The sequence below is a fragment of the Thermocrispum agreste DSM 44070 genome (assembly GCF_000427905.1).
In the GTDB taxonomy this organism is placed as follows: domain Bacteria; phylum Actinomycetota; class Actinomycetes; order Mycobacteriales; family Pseudonocardiaceae; genus Thermocrispum; species Thermocrispum agreste.
The window spans coordinates 774,055-792,092 of record NZ_KE386603.1 but is presented as its reverse complement, the minus strand read 5'-3'; the positions used below and the strand labels follow the sequence as shown (position 1 = coordinate 792,092).

The window sequence follows — 18,038 nt, the reverse complement described above, 5'->3', positions numbered from 1 at the left end:
GAATTTACCTGTTACTCGGACGTCCAAGTAACGGGCTTCGGTCTATTTGCCGTTTTGCCGTCCGCCGTCCTGCCCCGCCTGCACCCAACCGAGCACGGAACTGGTCACCGCGACCACCGAGGCAGCGGCCAGCACGACTACGGGGTCGACGGTCGAGGCAAGCACCACGGCACCGGCGACCACAGCGCCGACGAGGATTCTCGGCCGTGGACCCGCCGACGCCGCGCGCCGGGCGGAGGCGAGCGCGACGAGGACGGCCGTGAGGGTGCCCACCACGACGAAAGCTTCGAGCATCGTGGTCAGCACGGCGGCGTCTGCTGCGGCCAACGCGTCGTGCAGCGGTGCGTCCGATACCGCAAGACGTTGCGGGCCGAGCTGATACAACGCGCCCGCCGCAACGGCACACGTGGCCACCACGGCAGCCGCGACGCGAGCCAGCCCTCGCCGTGCCGAGCCGGCGGGGTCGAGGACGAGCATCGGTGCGACGAACAGTCCGGCGACCGCGAACGAACTCGCGGCTGAGGTGTCGTCCGCCGGAACCGGCACCACGGTGGGCGGCGGATCGACGGTCGCGCAGATGGCCGCGAAGCTCGCCGCCCCGAGCAGCAGCACCGCGGACGCCGCCCGGCGGCTCGCGGGCGGGGCGGCCAGCCCGAGGATCACTCCCCCACCCGTCACGACGATCACCACTGCCGCGGCCAGGCTGTCGTATTGCGGAAAGACGACGGCTGCGAACGCTCGCGCGGCGACCGCGGCGAGCAAGCCCCACACGGCCACGCGCAACACGGGATGGGGCACGGCGCGGCGTCTGCCCGTTCCGGTGAACAGTGCGGCGAACGCCCCGGCGACGACCAGGCCGGCGATCAGCCACCACCCGCCGACCGCGGATGCCGTGGGCAGCGCGGTGAGCAGCGCCGGCAGGGTGTGCACGTGGTCCGCTCCCTACCAAAGGCTGTTCCGTCGCCCCGAAGACACGCCATTAGCATGGCTCACGTTCATCGACAGCATGCAGAGGGAGCCCCCGTGACCGTGCCGAAATGCGGCCTGACCGACCACACCGCCGAGGCGATCCGCTCTGGCAAAGCGGACGTGATCGTCATCGGCACCATCAGCGAAGGTGACACCGTGGCGCTGGCCGAAGGCGCGGCCGCGGTCGACGAAGCGTTCGACGGCCAGCTGCTGGACGCGCTCAAGGCAGCCGGCGCCACCGGCTCGGCCGACGAGGTCGTGCGCATCCCGACCTTCGGCAAGCTCGGCGCGAGCGCCGTCTACGCCACCGGCCTCGGCAAGCTCACCAACGGTGAACCGACCGCGGAGCAGGTCAGGCGCGCCTGCGGTGCCGCGGGACGCGCCCTGGCAGGCACCAAGCGGGCGCTGGTGACGCTGTCGGAGATCGACCTGCGAGCGGCCGTCGAAGGCATCGCGCTGGGCGCGTATCAGTTCACCGAGTACAAGTCCGCCCCAGGCGACGCCCCGGTGAAGACCGTCGACTTCGTCCGCCCGGCCGCCGGGACCAACAAGGAGCACAAGGCGACGCTGAAGGCCGCGACCGCGGTCGCCTCCGCGGTGGTGACGGCTCGCGACCTTGTCAACACCGCGCCGAACGACCTGTACCCGGCGTCGTTCGCCAAGCGTGCGGCGGCGCTGGCCGAGAAGGCCGGGATCGCGGTGGAGATCCTCGACGAGAAGCAGCTCAAGCGAGCAGGCTACGGCGGCATCCTCGGGGTCGGCGGCGGATCGTCGCGGCCGCCCCGGCTGGTCCGCCTGCACTACCGGCCCGGCAAGCCGAAGGCGAAGGTGGCGCTGGTCGGCAAGGGCATCACGTTCGACACCGGCGGCATCTCGCTCAAGCCCGCAGCGAAGATGGACGAGATGACCTCGGACATGGCTGGTGCGGCCGCCCAGCTGGCCACCGTGCTGCTGGCTGCCGAGCTCAACTACCCGCTCGAGGTGATCGCCTACCTGCCGCTGGCGGAGAACATGCCGTCGGGGACCGCCTACCGGCCCGGCGACGTGCTGGCCATGTACGGCGGGAAGACGGTCGAGGTGCTCAACACCGACGCGGAGGGCAGGCTGATCCTGGCCGATGCCATCGCGCGGGCGGGCGAGGACGAACCCGACTACCTGATCGAGACCTCCACCCTCACCGGCGCGCAGGTCGTCGCCCTGGGCAACCGCACGCCGGGCATCATGGGCAGCGACGAGTTCCGCGACCGGGTGGCCGACATCGCGCAGCGCACCGGGGAGGGCGGCTGGCCCATGCCGCTGCCGGAGGAGCTGCGCTCGGATCTGGACTCCAAGCTGGCCGACATCGCCAACGTCACCGGCCACCGATGGGGCGGCATGCTGGCCGCCGGGATCTTCCTGCGCGAGTTCGTGCCGGACGGCGTGCCGTGGGTGCACATCGACATCGCCGGCCCCGCCTACAGCGACTCGGTGTGGGGTTACACCGGCAAGGGCGGCACCGGCGTCCCGGTCCGTACGCTGGCCGCCGTCCTGGCGGACATCGCCGAGAACGGCTGATCACGCCTCGCGCCCGGCATCACGGGGCTTTCGTGCTGCCGGGCCTTGGCGTGTCACGCGGTAGCGCTGGTAGACGACGCCGGAGCCGAACACCCGGGATTCCTTCAGTTCCAGGTCCACGTGCCGCTCGTTCCGCGGGAAGAACGGCACGCCGCCACCGACCAGCACCGGGTGCACCCGGATGCGGTACTCGTCGATCACACCGAGTTCAGCCGCCTGCGCGGCAAGATGCGCGCCACCGACGGCGATGTCACCGTCGCCCGACTCGGCTCGCAATCGCTCGATCTCCTCCGCCAGGCCCCGCCTGGCCAGGCGCGTGTTGCCGCGCACCGACGTCAGCGTGGTGGAGAAGACCACCTTCGGCAGCGCCTGCCACAGCCGGGCCCACACCAGCTCCGCCTCGGACAGCCCGGGCAGCTGATCGACGTCCTCCCAGTAGAGCATCGTCTGGTAGAGCCTGCGGCCGAGCACGAAGGCGTCCACGTGCCGGATCTCCTCGGTGACGAAGGCGAACAGCTCCTCGTCCGGCTTGGACCAGGCGAACTCGCCGTCGGCGTCGACGATGTAGCCGTCCAGCGACGTGCCCATGGAACAGATCACCCGGCGCATGGCGTCTCCTCGGTGTCGTGTCCGGTGGATGTTCAGCAGTGCAGACCGCCGCGCCGGGCCGGACTCATCGCGGTGCGGAGTGGATCACACCTGGCCGTCCCGCTTGCGCTGCGCCTTCATCCGCTGGGTGTACTCCCGCATCCGCTTCGGGTAGCCGACACGATTGACTTCGTAAACCGGGATCGACCGTTTCGCACCGAACTTCTGCAGCGATTCCAGACTGTCGACGCGTCGCCTCGTCCACTCCCCGTCGTGCGCCACCAAGACCACTGTCGCCTCGGTGACGTGCGTGCGGGGTTCGAAGTACGCCTCGACCCCGCGCCGCGACGCCGCCCATGCCTCGAGGTGGGCGAAATCGTTCGAGGTGGCTTTGCGGAGCACGCCCTGCTTCTGCTTGCCCTTGCGCCGCCTGAACCACGCCAACACAACCAACTCCGTCCCGTCAATGTGGGCACATTCTGCCGGAAGCCCGGGTGTGGTGTCCCACAGCCGTTCTCCGGTCGCTAGCGTGGCATCCGTAATGACAAGATGAGGTGAACCACGGCGCACGCGCGACCCGCGGACGCCGGGCCGTCAGCGCGGCCATGGTGTGATCCCTGGTGTGGTGTAAGCCTGACGATGAGGAGTGACCGTGACCGAAACGTCCGCTGACCTTGTCATCCTGGGTGGCGGCTCGGGAGGCTACGCGGCCGCGTTCCGCGCGGCCGAGCTGGGCCTGTCGGTGATCCTGGTGGAGAAGGACAAGCTGGGCGGCACGTGCCTGCACCGCGGGTGCATCCCGACCAAGGCCCTGCTGCACGCCGCGGAGATCGCCGACAACGCCCGGGCAGGCGAGCAGTTCGGCGTCAAGTCGGTGTTCGAGGGCGTCGACATGGCCGGGGTGCACAAGTACAAGGACGGCGTGGTGTCGCGGCTCTACAAGGGCTTGCAGGGCCTGGCCAAGGCGCACAAGGTCACCATCGTCGAGGGCGCAGGGACGCTGACCAGCCCGACCACCGTCGAGGTGGACGGAGTGACCTACACCGGCCGCAACGTCGTGCTGGCGACCGGCTCGTACGCCAGGACGCTGCCCGGGCTGGAGATCACCGGGCGGATCATCACCAGCGACCAGGCGCTGCTGCTGGACACCGTCCCGGAGCGGGCGGTGGTGCTCGGCGGCGGTGTCATCGGCGTGGAGTTCGCCAGCATCTGGGCCTCCTTCGGCACCGACGTCACCGTGGTCGAGGCGCTGCCGCGCCTGGTCCCCTCGGAGGACGAGTTCGCGTCCAAGCAGCTGGAGCGGGCCTTCCGGCGCCGCAAGATCGGATTCAAGACCGGTGTGAAGTTCACCGGGGCCAGGCAGGACGACAACGGCGTCGAGGTGTCGCTGGAGAACGGCGAGACCCTGGCGGCGGACGTGCTGCTGGTCGCGGTGGGCCGCGGGCCGAACACCGCGGGCCACGGCTTCGAGGAGGTCGGGATCGCGCTGGAGCGGGGCTTCGTGCGCACCGACGAGCGGCTGCGCACCAACATCGACGGCGTGTACGCCGTCGGCGACATCGTCGCCGGGCTGCAGCTGGCGCACCGCGGCTTCGCGCACGGCATCTTCGTCGCCGAGCAGATCGCCGGGCTGAAGCCCAAGCCGATCGACGAGGCGGGCATCCCGCGAGTGACCTACTCCCACCCCGAGGTGGCATCGGTCGGTCTCACTGAAGACGCGGCGAAAGAACGATACGGTTCAGGGGTGACCACGCTGACGTACGACCTCGGCGGCAACGGCAAGAGCCAGATCCTCAAGACGTCGGGCGCGGTGAAGCTGGTCAAGGCGCCGGACGGCCCGGTCGTCGGGGTGCACATGGTCGGCGACCGCGTCGGTGAGCTGATCGGCGAGGCCCAGCTGATCTACAACTGGGAGGCCTTCCCGGAGGACGTCGCCCCGTTGATCCACGCCCATCCCACGCAGAACGAAGCGCTCGGCGAGGCCTTCCTGGCGCTGGCCGGCAAACCGCTTCACGTCCACGCCTGATCCCCGAACCACTACTGCCTCAAGGAGCTAAACAGCGATGGCCTTCTCCGTCAGACTGCCGGAACTCGGCGAGAGCGTCACCGAGGGAACCGTCACGCGGTGGCTCAAGAAGGAAGGTGACACGGTCGCCGTCGACGAGCCGTTGCTGGAGATCTCCACCGACAAGGTCGACACCGAGGTGCCCTCCCCCGTCGCGGGCGTCGTGGCGCGCATCGTCGCGCAGGAGGACGAGACCGTCGAGGTCGGGGCCGAGCTCGCGGTGATCGACGACGGGTCCGGTGGCTCCGGCGGCGACGCCGGTGGCGAGCAGCAGGGTACTGCCGCCGCCGAGGAAGAACCAGCGCAGGCCGCCGCGCCTGCGGCCACCGAGGAGCAGCAGGCCCCGGCCCCGCAAGCACCCGCCGCGGAGCCGGCCTCGGCGAGTGGCGACGGATCCGCCGCCTCCGGCACCCCGGTCACGCTGCCCGAGCTGGGCGAGAGCGTCACCGAGGGCACGGTGACCCGGTGGCTGAAGCAGGTCGGCGACACCGTCGAGGTGGACGAACCGCTGGTGGAGATCTCCACCGACAAGGTCGACACCGAGGTGCCCTCCCCGGTGGCAGGTACCGTCCTGGAGATCACCGTCGGCGAGGACGAAACGGTCGAGGTGGGCAGCCAGCTGGCGGTCATCGGGACGCCCGGCGCAGGCGGCGCCGGCGGCGCTGCGCCGCAGCCGTCCCCGGCCGAGGAGGCCCCCGCCGCGGAAGCTCCCGCGCCGCAGGCCCCCGCGCAGGACGCGGCTCCGCAGCCGGCCCCCGCCCCGCAGCCGGCCCCCTCCCCGCAGGCGGCAGAGGCCCAGCCCACGCCGCAGCCCGCCCCGCAGGCAGCGGAACCCCAGACCGCGCCTCAGCCCGCCGCGCAGGCTGCCGGGTCGCCCGACGGGGAGCAGAAGCGCCCGTACGTCACGCCGCTGGTGCGCAAGCTGGCCGCCGAGCACGGCGTGGACCTGTCCACGATCAAGGGCAGCGGGGTCGGTGGCCGCATCCGCAAGCAGGACGTGCTGGCCGCTGCGGAAGCCAAGGCCAAGGCTGCCGCCCAGGCACCCGCCGCCCAGGCACCCGCCGCCCAGGCACCCGCCGCCCAGCCCGCGGCTCCGGCCGCAGCCGCCCCGGCGCAGGCGCCGAGCGCACCGTCGGCCCCGGCCGCGGTGGACACCTCCGGCCTGCGCGGCACCACGCAGAAGGCCAACCGCATCCGGATGACCATCGCCAAGCGCACCAGGGAGTCGCTGCAGATCTCCGCGCAGCTGACCCAGGTGCACGAGGTGGACGTCACCAAGATCGCCCGGCTGCGCCAGCAGGCGAAGAAGACGTTCCAGGAACGGGAGGGCGTCAAGCTCACGTTCCTGCCGTTCTTCGCCAAGGCCGCGGTCGAAGCGCTCAAGCAGCACCCGAACATCAACGCCTACTTCGACGAGCAGGCAGGCGAGATCACCTACTACGGCGAGGAGCACCTGGCCATCGCGGTGGACACCGAGCGCGGGCTGATCTCCCCGGTGCTGCACAACGCCGGTGAGCTCAACCTGGCCGGCCTGGCCCGCGGGATCGCCGACCTGGCCGAGCGCACCCGCACCAACAAGATCAAGCCGGACGAGCTGACCGGCGGCACGTTCACCATCACCAACCTGGGCAGCAACGGGGCGCTGTTCGACACGCCGATCATCAACCAGCCGCAGGCGGCCATCCTCGGTGTCGGCGCGGTGGTCAAGCGCCCGGTGGTGGTCACCGACGCCGACGGCAACGACACCATCGCGATCCGGTCCATGGCCTACCTGGCGCTGACCTACGACCACCGGCTGATCGACGGTGCCGACGCCGGCCGCTTCCTGACCACGGTCAAGCAGCGGCTGACCGAGGGCAACTTCGAGTCCGAGCTCGGGCTGTAACCGGTCATGATCGTCCTGGTCGCCGGGTCGAGCGGACTGCTGGGGCGCGCCTTGGTGGCCGAACTGCGGGCACACGGTCACCAAGTGCGCAGGCTGGTCCGCCGCGACCCGGCGGCCGGGGACGAGCACCGCTGGAACCCTCCCGCGGGCACCATCGACGAGGAGGCGCTGGACGACGTCGACGCGGTGGTGAACCTGTGCGGCTCCCCGATGACGCCGGGCCGGTGGAGTCATGCCCGCAAGCAGGAGATGAAGGACAGCCGGATCGAACCGACCGAGGTGCTCGCCGAGGCAGTCGCCGAGCGCGGCATCGCGACCATGGTCAACGCGTCCGGCATCGACTACTACGGCGACACCGGCAGCGCGGTGGTGGACGAATCCGCCGCGGGCGGCTCCGGCTTTCTGGCCGAACTGACCACCCACTGGGAACAAGCGACGCAGGCGGCGGAGCGCGCGGGCGCGCGAGTCGTCCGGCTGCGCACCGGAGTGGTGCTGTCCGGGCACGGCGGCATGCTGCGCTATCTCACGCCGTTGGTGCGGTTCGGGCTGGGCGGCAGGCTCGGTGACGGCACCCAGTACGTGCCGTGGATCAGCCTGCCGGACCACGCCGCCGCCACTCGCTTCGCGGTGGAGCAGGCGGCGGTGCGCGGCCCGGTCAACGTGGTGGCGCCGCACCCGGTGACCAACACCGAGTTCGTCCGGCAACTCGGGGCGCGGCTGCACCGGCCGACGCCGTGGTTCGTGCCGAAGCAGGCCATGCGGCTGCTGCTCGGCCCCGATGCCGTCGAGCCGATCCTGAACAGCCACAACGCGCGACCCAAGGCCCTGCTCGACGCCGGTTTCACGTTCCGGCACGAGCACCTGCACCAAGCGCTGGCGGCCGTTGTCTAGGCCGCGGGAGTGGGTAGGCTCGCAATCGTGAGTGAATCGTTGAGCTGCCGGGCCTCCTCGGACCCGGTCGACGTGCGGCGGATCGGACTCATCGACTATCGGCAGGCATGGCAGCTGCAGCGCGAGCTGCTCACCGCGCGGGCCGACGGCACCGGCCCGGACACGTTGCTGCTTCTGGAGCACCCGTCGGTGTACACCGCGGGCAAGCGCACCGAACCGCACGAGCGGCCGCAGGACGGCACCCCGGTGGTGGACGTCGACCGCGGCGGCAAGATCACCTGGCACGGCCCCGGCCAGCTGGTCGGCTACCCCATCGTCAAGCTCGCCGACCCGATCGACGTGGTGCACTTCGTCCGGCGCCTGGAGGAGGCGCTCATCGCGGTGTGCGACGAGCTGGGGCTGACCACCGGCCGGGTGGAGGGCCGCAGCGGCGTGTGGGTCCCTGCCGACGACCACCGCCCGGAGCGCAAGATCGCCGCGATCGGCATCCGGGTGCAGCGCGGGGTCACCATGCACGGCTTCGAGATCAACTGCAACGCGGACCTCAGCGCGTTCGACAAGATCATCCCGTGCGGGATCTCCGACGCCGGGGTGACGTCGCTCAGCGCCGAGCTGGGCCGCGAGGTGACGGTCGAGGACGTGCTGCCGCTGGCGGAGAAGGCGACCCTGGCGGCGCTGGACGGCGAGCTCCCGGTGAGCGACGACCGGTGGATCCCGCGGGCTCGGCCGGAGGCTCCCGGCGTCACCTTCGCCCTGCAGAACGGCTGAGTCCGGCATGGCGACGTCTGCGGCGAGGACGGCCCTGATCACCGGAGGCACGGGCTGGCTCGGCTCCGCCGTCACCACAGTGTTTTTGGCTGCCGGGTGGCGGGTCGTGGTGCCGTGGCTGGCCGAATCCGAGGTGGGCAGGCTGGCCGAGCACGAGAACCTGCACCTGGTCCAGGCCGACCTGTTCGATCCCGCATCGGCGCGCTCGGTGGTGGGACTCGCCACCGCCGAGCCCGCAGCTGCACTGCGCGCCGTCGTCAACCTGGTAGGCGGATTCGCCGCGGGCGGGCGCGTGCACGAGACGGACGTCGACGAGTTCGAGCACCAGCTGCGGCTCAACCTGCGCCCGACCTACCTGGTCAGCCAGGCGGCGCTGCCCGCCATGATCGAGGCAGGCGGCGGCGCAATCGTGTGCGTCTCCAGCCGCGCCGCGCTGCGGCCGTTCAGCGGGGCCGCGGGCTACATCACCGGCAAGGCCGCCGTGCTGGCGTTGGTCGACGCGATGGCCGAGGAGTACCGCGACGACGGCATCCGGGTCAACGCGGTGCTGCCCAGCGTGATCGACACCCCGGCCAACCGGGCAAGCATGCCGGACGCCGATCACTCCCGATGGGTGCAGCCGCGGGAGATCGCCGACGTGATCCTCGCCCTCTGCCAGGAGGAGACGAGCGCGGTCAGCGGCGCCCACGTGCCGGTCTACGGCAAGGCGTGACCTGTTCCGCTCACCGCAGGCCCTGCGCCTCGGCACCAGCCCGGACCAACCCGAGCAGCCGCACCACGGCGTCCTCGGTCTCCTCGCTGACCCGCTTCGGGTCCGGCGAGTTGGCGATCATCGTGGCCGCGGTGGACAACGCTCCGCACACCAGCCGCGCGGTGACTTCGACCGGCAGCCCGGACAGGCCGCCCGCCGCACGCAGGTCGGCGATGGCGTCCCTGATCACCCCGAAGCTCAGGCCCTCCTGGGCGTCCCGCCAGCGCTGCCAGCCCATCACCACCGGTCCCTCGTGGATGACGATGCGCTGATAGGCCGGATCCAGGCAACTCTGCAGGTACTCGCGCACCACGAGACCGGCTTTCACCCACAAATTCTCGGACGTGGCGAGAACCTTCTTCAGCTTGGCGTACACCTTCTTCTCGACCGCACTGAATGCGGCCTCGAACAAATCCTGCTTGTCCCGGAAATGGTGATACAGCGCACCTTTGGTGACCCGGGCGCGAGCCGCGATGACATCGAGCGACGTGCCGGCGTAGCCGTGCGTGGTGAACAACGCGACCGCACTCCGTACCAGGTCATCACGGGTGGCTGAGGCGTAGCGCGTCTTGCGCGCGGACGCCGGACGAGCACGGACTGTCGCCATGATCACAAGTTTACGCCACCTGAGCCGCACCATACCCGTGGTATGTTCGTTTCCAGAACATACCGGCAGTATGCGATTCGGCCATGTCCCCGGAGCAACATTTCGGGCGCATCGCAAGAAGCGGGGAGCTGCCATGAGCTGGAACGACTACTACGCCCGCCGCAAGGTCATGAACACCGTGCTCAAGCTGGCCCGCCGGGCGCCGGGCGGACCGTTGCCGTTCGCCGAGATCCCGCGCGCCGAAGAGCTGTTCGGCACCCCGGAGCAGTTGCTGCTGGCCCTCTACTACCGGTGGAACCTGCGCCTGCTGGGCAAGTTGCGGAGCACGGTCGGCGGCCCGGAGGACGCCATGGACGCGCCGCCGCGGGAGGACTCGGACAACCCCGAGCTGGTGGCGCAGGCCTGGCGCGGCACGGTGGCGGAGAACCCGACGTTGCGCGCGGTCCTCGACAGCCACATAGACGTCTACCCGGAGACTCTGGTGCCCGCTCTGGAACGGGAGCAACGGCTGCTGGCGATCACCGCAGGCCTGGCCGAACCGCACGAGCCGCTGGACGAGATCACCCGGGTCGGTGCGAGCTTCATGGCGCTGCTGCGCCACGGCGCGGACCAGGCCGCCCCCACGCGCAGGCGGCGCCGCTTTCCGGTCGGTGAGCTGCTGCGCATGCTGACGCCGACCGGCTGACCACGACTGCGGTGTCCACCATCCGGTCCCGAGCACAGCGCGGTGTCTCGTGCGCGCGCGGGTGGGTAGTGTGGGGACCGTGAGCGTACCCGCACCCCAGGGCCGCAAGCTGCTGCGACTAGAAGTCCGCAACAGCCAGACGCCCATCGAGAAGAAGCCGTCGTGGATCAAGACCCGGGCGAAGATGGGCCCGGAGTTCACCGAGCTGAAGGGCTTGGTGAAACGGGAGGGTCTGCACACCGTCTGCGAAGAAGCGGGCTGCCCGAACATCTACGAGTGCTGGGAGGACCGCGAGGCCACCTTCCTCATCGGTGGCGACCAGTGCACCCGGCGGTGCGACTTCTGCCAGATCGACACCGGCAAGCCCGCGGAGCTGGACCGGGACGAACCCCGGCGGGTGGCGGAGAGCGTGCAGGCCATGGGGCTGCGTTACTCGACCGTCACCGGTGTCGCCAGGGACGACCTGCCGGACGGCGGCGCCTGGCTGTACGCGGAGACCGTGCGGCAGATCCACGCGCTGAACCCGGGCACCGGCGTCGAGCTGCTCATCCCGGACTTCAACGCCAAGCCGGACCTGCTGGCCGAGGTGTTCGGCTCCGAGCCGGAGGTGCTGGCGCACAACATCGAGACGGTCCCGCGCATCTTCAAGCGGATCCGCCCCGGCTTCCGCTACGAGCGGTCGCTCGAGGTGATCCGGCGCGCCCGCGACGCGGGTCTGGTCACCAAGTCGAACCTGATTCTCGGCATGGGTGAGCGGCCGGAGGAGGTCGAGCCCGCGATGCGTGACCTGCTGGACGCCGGCTGCGAGATCCTCACCATCACCCAGTACCTGCGGCCGAGCATCCGGCACCACCCGGTGGACCGCTGGGTCAAGCCGGAGGAGTTCGTCGAGCACGCCCGGGTGGCCGAATCGTTGGGTTTCGCCGGTGTGATGGCCGGCCCGCTGGTACGCTCCAGCTACCGCGCCGGCCGGCTGTACGCGCAGACCAAGCGCCGTCGCGGCGAGCCGTTGCCGGCCAACCTGGCACATCTCGCCGAGTCAGGGCCCGCGGCTCAGGAGGCGAGCGCGCTGCTCGCCCGCTGATCCACTCACGGCAGTAGCAGAGGGGGCCCCGCGGCGTGATCTCGGATTTCCTGACCTGGCTGCAGAACCTGCCCGAGGGCTGGCTGATCCTCGGCGCCGGCCTGCTGGTGTTCGGGGAGACCTGTCTGGGCCTCGGTTTCGTCGCGCCGGGCGAGACCGGGCTGTTCATCCTGGGCGTCACGGTCGACTCGGTTCCCGAGTTCGTCGCGATGTGGCTGGTCACCACCGGCTGCGCGATGCTGGGGTACACCGCGGGCTACTGGCTGGGCCGCTACTTCGGCCCGAAGCTGCGCAACGTGAAGTTCGTCGACAAGCACGGCGGGGAGAGCTGGGACAAGGCGGTCGAGTTCCTGCAGCGGCGCGGCGCGGTCGCGGTGATGATCGCGATCTTCCTGCCGGTGATGCGCACGCTGGTGCCCGCCGCGGCCGGGGCGGCCAAGCTGCCGTTCCACCGGTTCCTGCCCGCGGCGGGCGTGGCGGGCCTGGCCTGGTGTGCCCTGCACGTCGGCATCGGGGCGGCACTCGGCGAGTCGGCGAAGTGGCTGGAGTCGGCGATCGGCAAGGGCAGCTGGGTGGTGCTCGGCGTGCTGGTGGCCGGCTTCGTCGTGATCATGCTGCTGAAGCGGAAGCGCAAGGCCGCCGCCGAACGGCAGGCCGGCGTCGCGCCCGAGGCCGCGGCAACCGAGCCCGAGCCGCAGCGCTGACGCCCGCCGGGCCGCCGCCCGGCTCGTGTGCCTGCTCCGTGGTGCTTCTCCGGGCAGGATCGCGCTGCCCGGCGGTGCCTTTCCGGCCGGAACCGCGCTTGTGACCAGCCCGAACACGGCCCATGACGGCGCAAGTGGCGCTATGCTGCCGAGCCATGATCGTGGCGGTCGCCGGCCTCGTCAGCGCGGTACTGGTCCTGTTCGCGCACGAGTACGGCTATCACCGGGACGAGCTGTACTTCATCGCCGCGGGCAAGCGACTGGACTGGGCGTACGTCGACCAGGGCCCGGTGACCCCGCTGCTGGCCCGGCTGATGACCGAGCTGGATGCGGACTCGCTCACCCTGCTCCGGCTGCCCTCTGCGCTGGCCGCCGGCCTGATCGTGCTGATCACCGGCCTGCTCGCCGGCGAGCTGGGTGCCAAGCGCAGCGCCCAGGTGCTCGCCGCGGTGATCGCCGGGGTGTCGGTGGTCGTGCTGTTCAACGGCCACCTGCTCAGCACCACCACGTTCGACCTGCTGTGCTGGACAGCCGCCACCTGGCTGATCGTCCGTGCGGTGCTGCGCGACGAGCGGCTGTGGCTGGCGGTGGGGCTGGTCGTCGGGCTCGGCCTGCTCAACAAGCCGCTGCCCGCGCTGCTGGCCGTGGCGGTGCTGGTCAGCCTGCTGGCGGCCGGCCCACGGCACGTGCTGCGCAGCCCCTACCCGTGGCTGGGCGCCATGATCGCCGTGGTGCTGTTCGCGCCGTTCATCCTCTGGCAGGCCGCGCACGGCTGGCCGCATCTGGAGGTGTCCGCGGCCATCGCACGCGGCGAGTCGGCCAGTTCCGAGCCGTGGTGGGCGGTCGTTCCGTTCCAGCTGCTGTTGGTCAGCCCGGTGCTGGCGCCGGTGTGGATCGCCGGGCTGGTGCGGCTGTTCCGGGACGCCGAGTTGCGCTTCCTCGCCGTGACCTGGGTGCTGCTGGCGGTGGTGTTCATGGCCACCGGCGGCAAGCCCTACTACCTGGCGGGGATGCTGCCGCTGCTCGTCGCCGCAGGCTGCGTGCCCATCCCGCGATGGCTGCGCGGGCGCCCGCCGCTGCTGCGCAAGGCCGCCCTCGGGCTGGCGCTGGCCGCCAGCATCGTGATCGACCCGGTCATCGCGCTGCCGGTGCTGCCGGTACGGGACATCGACCTCGTGGTGGCGATGAACGAGGACGTCGGCGAAACGGTGGGCTGGCCGGAGCTGGTCAGCACGGTCGCACACGCCCACCAGGACGGCGCGGTCATCTTCACCCGCAACTACGGCGAGGCGGGCGCGATCGACAGGTTCGGCCCCGCTTACGGTCTGCCGCAGGCCTACAGCGGCCACAACGCCTACTGGCACTGGGGACCTCCTCCCGACCTGGCCAGCCGGGTGGTGGTCGTGGGCATCCCGGCCGAACGGGCGTCGCGGTTCTTCGTCGGCTGCACCACCGCGGCCACGATCGGCAACGACGCGGGCGTCGACAACGAGGAGAACGGCGCACCGGTGCTGTTCTGCGCGGGCCCCAGCCGCCCGTGGTCGCAGATGTGGCCGGAACTTCGCCGGATGGGCTGACGTCCGCTTCTGCCGGGCCGGGCTCGCCGGCCCCTACTATCACGGGATGACCGTCGTGCCGCACGCCTCGTCCCGGCCGGACTCGCTGCGCACGCCGGATGCACCACCCCGCCCAGCCGGCTTCCGGTACGTACCGGCCGGACGAGACGAGCAACGACGATGACCAGGTCGCACACCGACACGCAGGCCGCGGCGGTGGAGTTCATCACCGCGCACCGCCGCAACCGGCTGGAATCCCTGACCGACCGGCTGGTGAAGGCGATCGAGAGCGAGAACCCCGGCTACCAGGACACCATCCGCGTTCCGCACGACGACCTCCGCCGGTCCTGCCACGACAACATCGACCGGGTGCTGCAACTGCTCGCCGAGGCCGTCAGCGGCCGGCCGACGAGGCCGCACGCCGACGCCATCTTCGACGCTGCCCGGCAGACCGGCCACCGCCGCGCCGAGCAGGGTGTCCCGCTGGACGACGTGCTGCGGTCGTTCCGGTTCGGCGGGCGCATCATCTGGGACGATCTCATCGAACACGGCCGCGACGTGCTGCCCCCCGAGGTGGTGCCGGAGATCGGCACCAGGCTGTGGGAGGTGGTCGACCAGACGTCGGCCGAGGTGGCCAGCGCCTACCACCACTACGAACGATCGGTCCTGCGCGCTGACGAACGGCGCAGGGCGATGCTGTGGGAGGGCGTGCTCAGCGGGCGCACGGGCCAGCCAGGGTTCATCGCGGAAGCGTCGCGGGTGCTCGATCTGCCGGTCGAGGACGACTACCTGGTCATCGTCTGCGACGAGCTCGACATCCCGCTCGCCGAATCACGCCTGGCGGCCCATCCCTCGGCGTGGGTGGACCGCTCCGACGTCGTGGTCGGCGTCATCGCCTTGCGCGAGCCGCGGGCCGACCAGCCGCTGGAGCTGCTGCACGGGCTCGCCGCCGCCCCGCCCGGCAGGTTGATCGGGGTGTCCGGCGTCGTCCGCGGGCTGGCCGGGGTGGCCGACGGATACCGGCAAGCGCTGCTGGCTCTGCGTGCCCGCGCCGGATCGCGCGGCTTGTCCCGCTACGACGACTGTCTCCCGGAAGCGCTGCTGCTGAGCTCGCCGGACATCGCCGACGACCTGATCCGCACCTGGCTCGACCCGCTGCTCGCGCTGCCTGCGGCCGAGGCCCGCGAGCTGATCCGCACGCTGCGCGCGTGGGTCGCCTGCGCCGGGTCGACGGTGCGCACCGCCAAAGCGGTCCCCTGCCACCGCAACACCGTGGTCAACCGGCTGCGCCGGATCGCCCTCCTCATCGGTCGCCCGCTGGCCGAAGACACCCCGCCGGTGGAGCTCGACCTCGCGTTGCGCGCCCTGGCCATGCGGTCCGGCCGGTGACCGTGAGTTGTGCCACTTGCACAACCAGTTCGGCTGAATTTGGGCGGGTCCCTCCTAGGCACTGCTCGTGATGGGTGACACACTCAGGGCCACCTGGCCGATGGTTACCGCCATTCGGCGTAACCACCCGGTTGATCCGCTCCCACCACGAGGTGCATATGTCCGGTCCAACGATCGATTGTGAACGTGCCCAGTCCGGAGCGAGCGAGCGTTCTGGCATCAGTCGACGGAAGTTCTTCGGCTACGTCGTGGCAGGCACGACGCTGGTGGCCGCCGCGGACATCGCGCTGTCCGAACCGGCCACCGCCGCCGTCCCGAGCCCGCCCCAGGTCCCCGAGCTGTACGACCTGAACGACCTGCTCACCGACGCGACCCGCGCGACGGCGAACCTGATCACCGTCATCATCAACGAGGACGGCACCGCGTCGTTCGCGTTGCCGCGCGCCGAGGTCGGTCAGGGCATCACCACGTCCACGGCGATGATCATCGCCGAAGAGCTCGACCTGCCGGTGGAGAAGGTCAAGGTGACGCTCGCCGACGCCCGGCCGGAGCTGCTGTTCAACCAGCTCACCGGTGGCTCGAACACCACGATCTCGACGTTCACCCCGATCCGGGTCGCCGCCGCGATCGCGCGTAACGCGCTGCTGGAGGCCGCGGCGATCCTGCTCGGCGACGAGGTGAACAAGCTCGTCGCCAAGGCGGGCGTCATCCAGGCCCCGGACGGCCGCTCGGTCGGCTACGGCGAGCTGGCCAAGCGGGCCGCCGTCTCGGAGACCAAGAAGGTCGAGGTGACGCTGAAGGACGTCAGCGAGTTCAAGGTCATCGGCAAGGAGCAGAAGCGCATCGACGCGCGGGCCGCCGTGACCGGCCGCAAGGTGTTCACCACCGACCTGCGCGTCGAGGACGCCCTGCCGACCATGGTGTGCCGCCCGCCGACGCTGAACGGCAAGCCGGTCAAGCTGCTCAACGAGGCCGAGATCCGTGCCATGCCCGGCGTCACCGACGTGGCGATGATCGACACCGGCGTCGCGGTGCGGGCCAGGACGTTCGGCCAGTGCATCGACGCGGTCCGCGCCATGCAGGTCGAGTGGAAGCCGGGCCCGGTGGCAGGCGAGTCGGACGAGGACATCGTGCGCAAGCTCCGCCAGGCCGAGATACCGCTGCCCAAGATCAGCGAGCTGGGCCTGGACAAGATCGGCATCGGCCCGGTCAACCTGAACCTGGTCAAGTCCATCGACGCCGACTTCCTGTTCTACTTCCGCAGCAATTCGGCGCTGGACACCAACTCGGCGGTCGCCGACGTGCGCAAGGACCGGGCGGAGATCTGGGCCAGCCTGAAGTCGCCGATCGTCACCCAGCAGACCATCGCCGCCGAGCTCGGCCTGCCGCAGCACAAGGTGAAGGTGCACGTCGTGGACGGCGGCGGGTCGTTCGGCCGCCGGCTGTTCTTCGACGCGGCGCTGGAGGCGGCGAAGATCTCCAAGGCGATGGGCAAGCCGGTCAAGCTGATGTGGCACCGTGCCGACGACGCTCGCGCCGGCCGCATGCACGGCATGGCCACCAGCCGGGTGCGCGCCCTCTACACCGGCAAGCAGGTGCTGGCGTTCCTGCAGAACCACACCAGCATCGAGACCGACTACCGGCACGGCCTCGGTGACCTGATCACGGCGAGCGTGGCGAACCTGCCGACCGGCCTCGGCAACCTCGGCTTCGCCGAGACGATCTTCGCCCTGACCCAGGAGATCCCGTACAACTTCGGCGTGGTCAACCAGTCGCTGGTGGAGACCGACCAGCGGTTCAACACCGGCAGCATGCGCAACATCTACTCGCCGGACGTGCGCACCGCCGCCGAGCTGGTGGTGGATCAGCTGGCCGCCGCGATGGGCATGGACCCGCTGACGTTCCGCCGCAAGTTCCTCAAGGACAAGCGGGTGCTGGCCTGCCTGAACAAGGTCGCCGAGGTCGGCAAGTGGGGCCGGCCGCTGCCGAAGGGCATGGCGCAGGGCATCGCGATCCACAAGGAGTACAAGACCGCCAGCGCCTGCCTGGTGGAGATCGACTGCCGCCCGGAGACGGTCAACCGGAAGATCCCCAACGCGGTGACCGGCCCGCGGGTGACCAAGGCGGTGTACGCCATCGACGCCGGGCTGGTCATCAACCCGACCGGCCTGCGGGCGCAGATGCTCGGCGGCATCAACGACGGCATCGCGCTCACGCTGACCTCGAGCATGCACCTCAAGGACGGGCACTTCCTCGAGGCCAGCTGGGACAACTACTTCTACACACGGCAGTGGAACACGCCGCCGGAGGTGGAGATCATCGTCATGCCCTCCGACCGCAAGACGCCGGGCGGTGCGGGCGAGGCCGGGGTGGCCGCCAGCATGGCCGCGGTGGCCTGCGCCTACGCCAGGGCGGTCGGCCGGGTGCCGGACTACTTCCCGGTCAACCACCGTGACCCGCTGGCGTTCAAGCCGAAGCCGTTCATTCCCCCGATTCCGCAGTCGCCGACCAACGGCCTGAAGCTGACCTGGTGAGGAGCGCC

The 18,038-nt window shown here is 70.6% G+C and carries 16 protein-coding genes; 12 read left to right on the top strand and 4 right to left on the bottom strand.

The genetic code is table 11. The annotated features are described in order from the left end of the window. Positions 1 to 42 precede the first annotated feature (42 nt). Positions 43 to 930 carry a hypothetical protein gene (locus YWY_RS23330; RefSeq protein ID WP_051310222.1) on the bottom strand — a complete coding sequence of 296 codons (888 nt, stop codon included), beginning with the start codon at positions 928 to 930 and terminating at the stop codon, positions 43 to 45. Between the two features lie 93 nt (positions 931 to 1,023). Between YWY_RS23330 and YWY_RS0113780 the strand changes: the two genes are divergently transcribed. Beyond that, entirely contained in the window at positions 1,024 to 2,523 is a 1,500-nt protein-coding gene (locus YWY_RS0113780) for a leucyl aminopeptidase (protein ID WP_028848077.1), read from the top strand. Here YWY_RS0113780 and YWY_RS0113775 read toward each other — a convergent pair whose 3' ends face one another. Continuing rightward, on the bottom strand, positions 2,524 to 3,132 hold the full coding sequence (locus YWY_RS0113775) for a dihydrofolate reductase family protein (protein WP_028848076.1): 609 nt from the start codon (positions 3,130 to 3,132) through the stop codon (positions 2,524 to 2,526). 84 nt (positions 3,133 to 3,216) lie between these two features. Next, positions 3,217 to 3,564 (bottom strand): hypothetical protein, encoded by a 348-nt coding sequence (locus tag YWY_RS0113770; protein ID WP_028848075.1) that lies wholly within the window; start codon positions 3,562 to 3,564, stop codon positions 3,217 to 3,219. A gap of 199 nt (positions 3,565 to 3,763) precedes the next feature. Between YWY_RS0113770 and lpdA the strand changes: the two genes are divergently transcribed. The 5 genes from lpdA to YWY_RS0113745 are packed head-to-tail and all read left to right on the top strand — an operon-like array spanning position 3,764 to position 9,432. Beyond that, positions 3,764 to 5,137, top strand: a complete 1,374-nt coding sequence (gene lpdA, locus YWY_RS0113765) for a dihydrolipoyl dehydrogenase (protein ID WP_028848074.1) — start codon at positions 3,764 to 3,766, stop codon at positions 5,135 to 5,137. 37 nt (positions 5,138 to 5,174) lie between these two features. Further along, positions 5,175 to 7,061 carry a 2-oxoglutarate dehydrogenase, E2 component, dihydrolipoamide succinyltransferase gene (gene sucB / locus YWY_RS0113760; protein WP_028848073.1) on the top strand — a complete coding sequence of 629 codons (1,887 nt, stop codon included), beginning with the start codon at positions 5,175 to 5,177 and terminating at the stop codon, positions 7,059 to 7,061. Between the two features lie 6 nt (positions 7,062 to 7,067). Next, positions 7,068 to 7,952 (top strand): TIGR01777 family oxidoreductase, encoded by an 885-nt coding sequence (locus tag YWY_RS0113755; protein ID WP_028848072.1) that lies wholly within the window; start codon positions 7,068 to 7,070, stop codon positions 7,950 to 7,952. A 27-nt stretch (positions 7,953 to 7,979) separates the two neighbouring features. After that, complete coding sequence (gene lipB / locus YWY_RS0113750; RefSeq protein WP_038045074.1) at positions 7,980 to 8,720, top strand: lipoyl(octanoyl) transferase LipB; 741 nt, start codon at positions 7,980 to 7,982, stop codon at positions 8,718 to 8,720. A gap of 7 nt (positions 8,721 to 8,727) precedes the next feature. After that, positions 8,728 to 9,432, top strand: coding sequence for an SDR family oxidoreductase (locus YWY_RS0113745; RefSeq protein WP_028848070.1), 705 nt, complete (start codon positions 8,728 to 8,730; stop codon positions 9,430 to 9,432). A gap of 10 nt (positions 9,433 to 9,442) precedes the next feature. Here YWY_RS0113745 and YWY_RS0113740 read toward each other — a convergent pair whose 3' ends face one another. Continuing rightward, on the bottom strand, positions 9,443 to 10,078 hold the full coding sequence (locus YWY_RS0113740; protein ID WP_028848069.1) for a TetR/AcrR family transcriptional regulator: 636 nt from the start codon (positions 10,076 to 10,078) through the stop codon (positions 9,443 to 9,445). Between the two features lie 133 nt (positions 10,079 to 10,211). Between YWY_RS0113740 and YWY_RS0113735 the strand changes: the two genes are divergently transcribed. The 6 genes from YWY_RS0113735 (at position 10,212) to YWY_RS0113710 (ending at position 18,030) form a co-directional block, all read left to right on the top strand. Continuing rightward, positions 10,212 to 10,763, top strand: a complete 552-nt coding sequence (locus YWY_RS0113735; RefSeq protein ID WP_028848068.1) for a hypothetical protein — start codon at positions 10,212 to 10,214, stop codon at positions 10,761 to 10,763. Between the two features lie 70 nt (positions 10,764 to 10,833). After that, positions 10,834 to 11,847, top strand: coding sequence for a lipoyl synthase (gene lipA / locus YWY_RS0113730; protein WP_028848067.1), 1,014 nt, complete (start codon positions 10,834 to 10,836; stop codon positions 11,845 to 11,847). Positions 11,848 to 11,882: 35 nt separating this feature from the next. Further along, on the top strand, positions 11,883 to 12,551 hold the full coding sequence (locus YWY_RS0113725; RefSeq protein WP_028848066.1) for a DedA family protein: 669 nt from the start codon (positions 11,883 to 11,885) through the stop codon (positions 12,549 to 12,551). 155 nt (positions 12,552 to 12,706) lie between these two features. Then, entirely contained in the window at positions 12,707 to 14,128 is a 1,422-nt protein-coding gene (locus tag YWY_RS0113720) for a glycosyltransferase family 39 protein (protein ID WP_038045073.1), read from the top strand. Between the two features lie 159 nt (positions 14,129 to 14,287). Beyond that, positions 14,288 to 15,496: a PucR family transcriptional regulator gene (locus YWY_RS22025; protein ID WP_084609250.1), complete on the top strand. Its 1,209-nt coding sequence runs from the start codon at positions 14,288 to 14,290 to the stop codon at positions 15,494 to 15,496. A gap of 158 nt (positions 15,497 to 15,654) precedes the next feature. Continuing rightward, positions 15,655 to 18,030, top strand: a complete 2,376-nt coding sequence (locus YWY_RS0113710; protein ID WP_038045072.1) for a molybdopterin cofactor-binding domain-containing protein — start codon at positions 15,655 to 15,657, stop codon at positions 18,028 to 18,030. Positions 18,031 to 18,038: the final 8 nt, after the last annotated feature.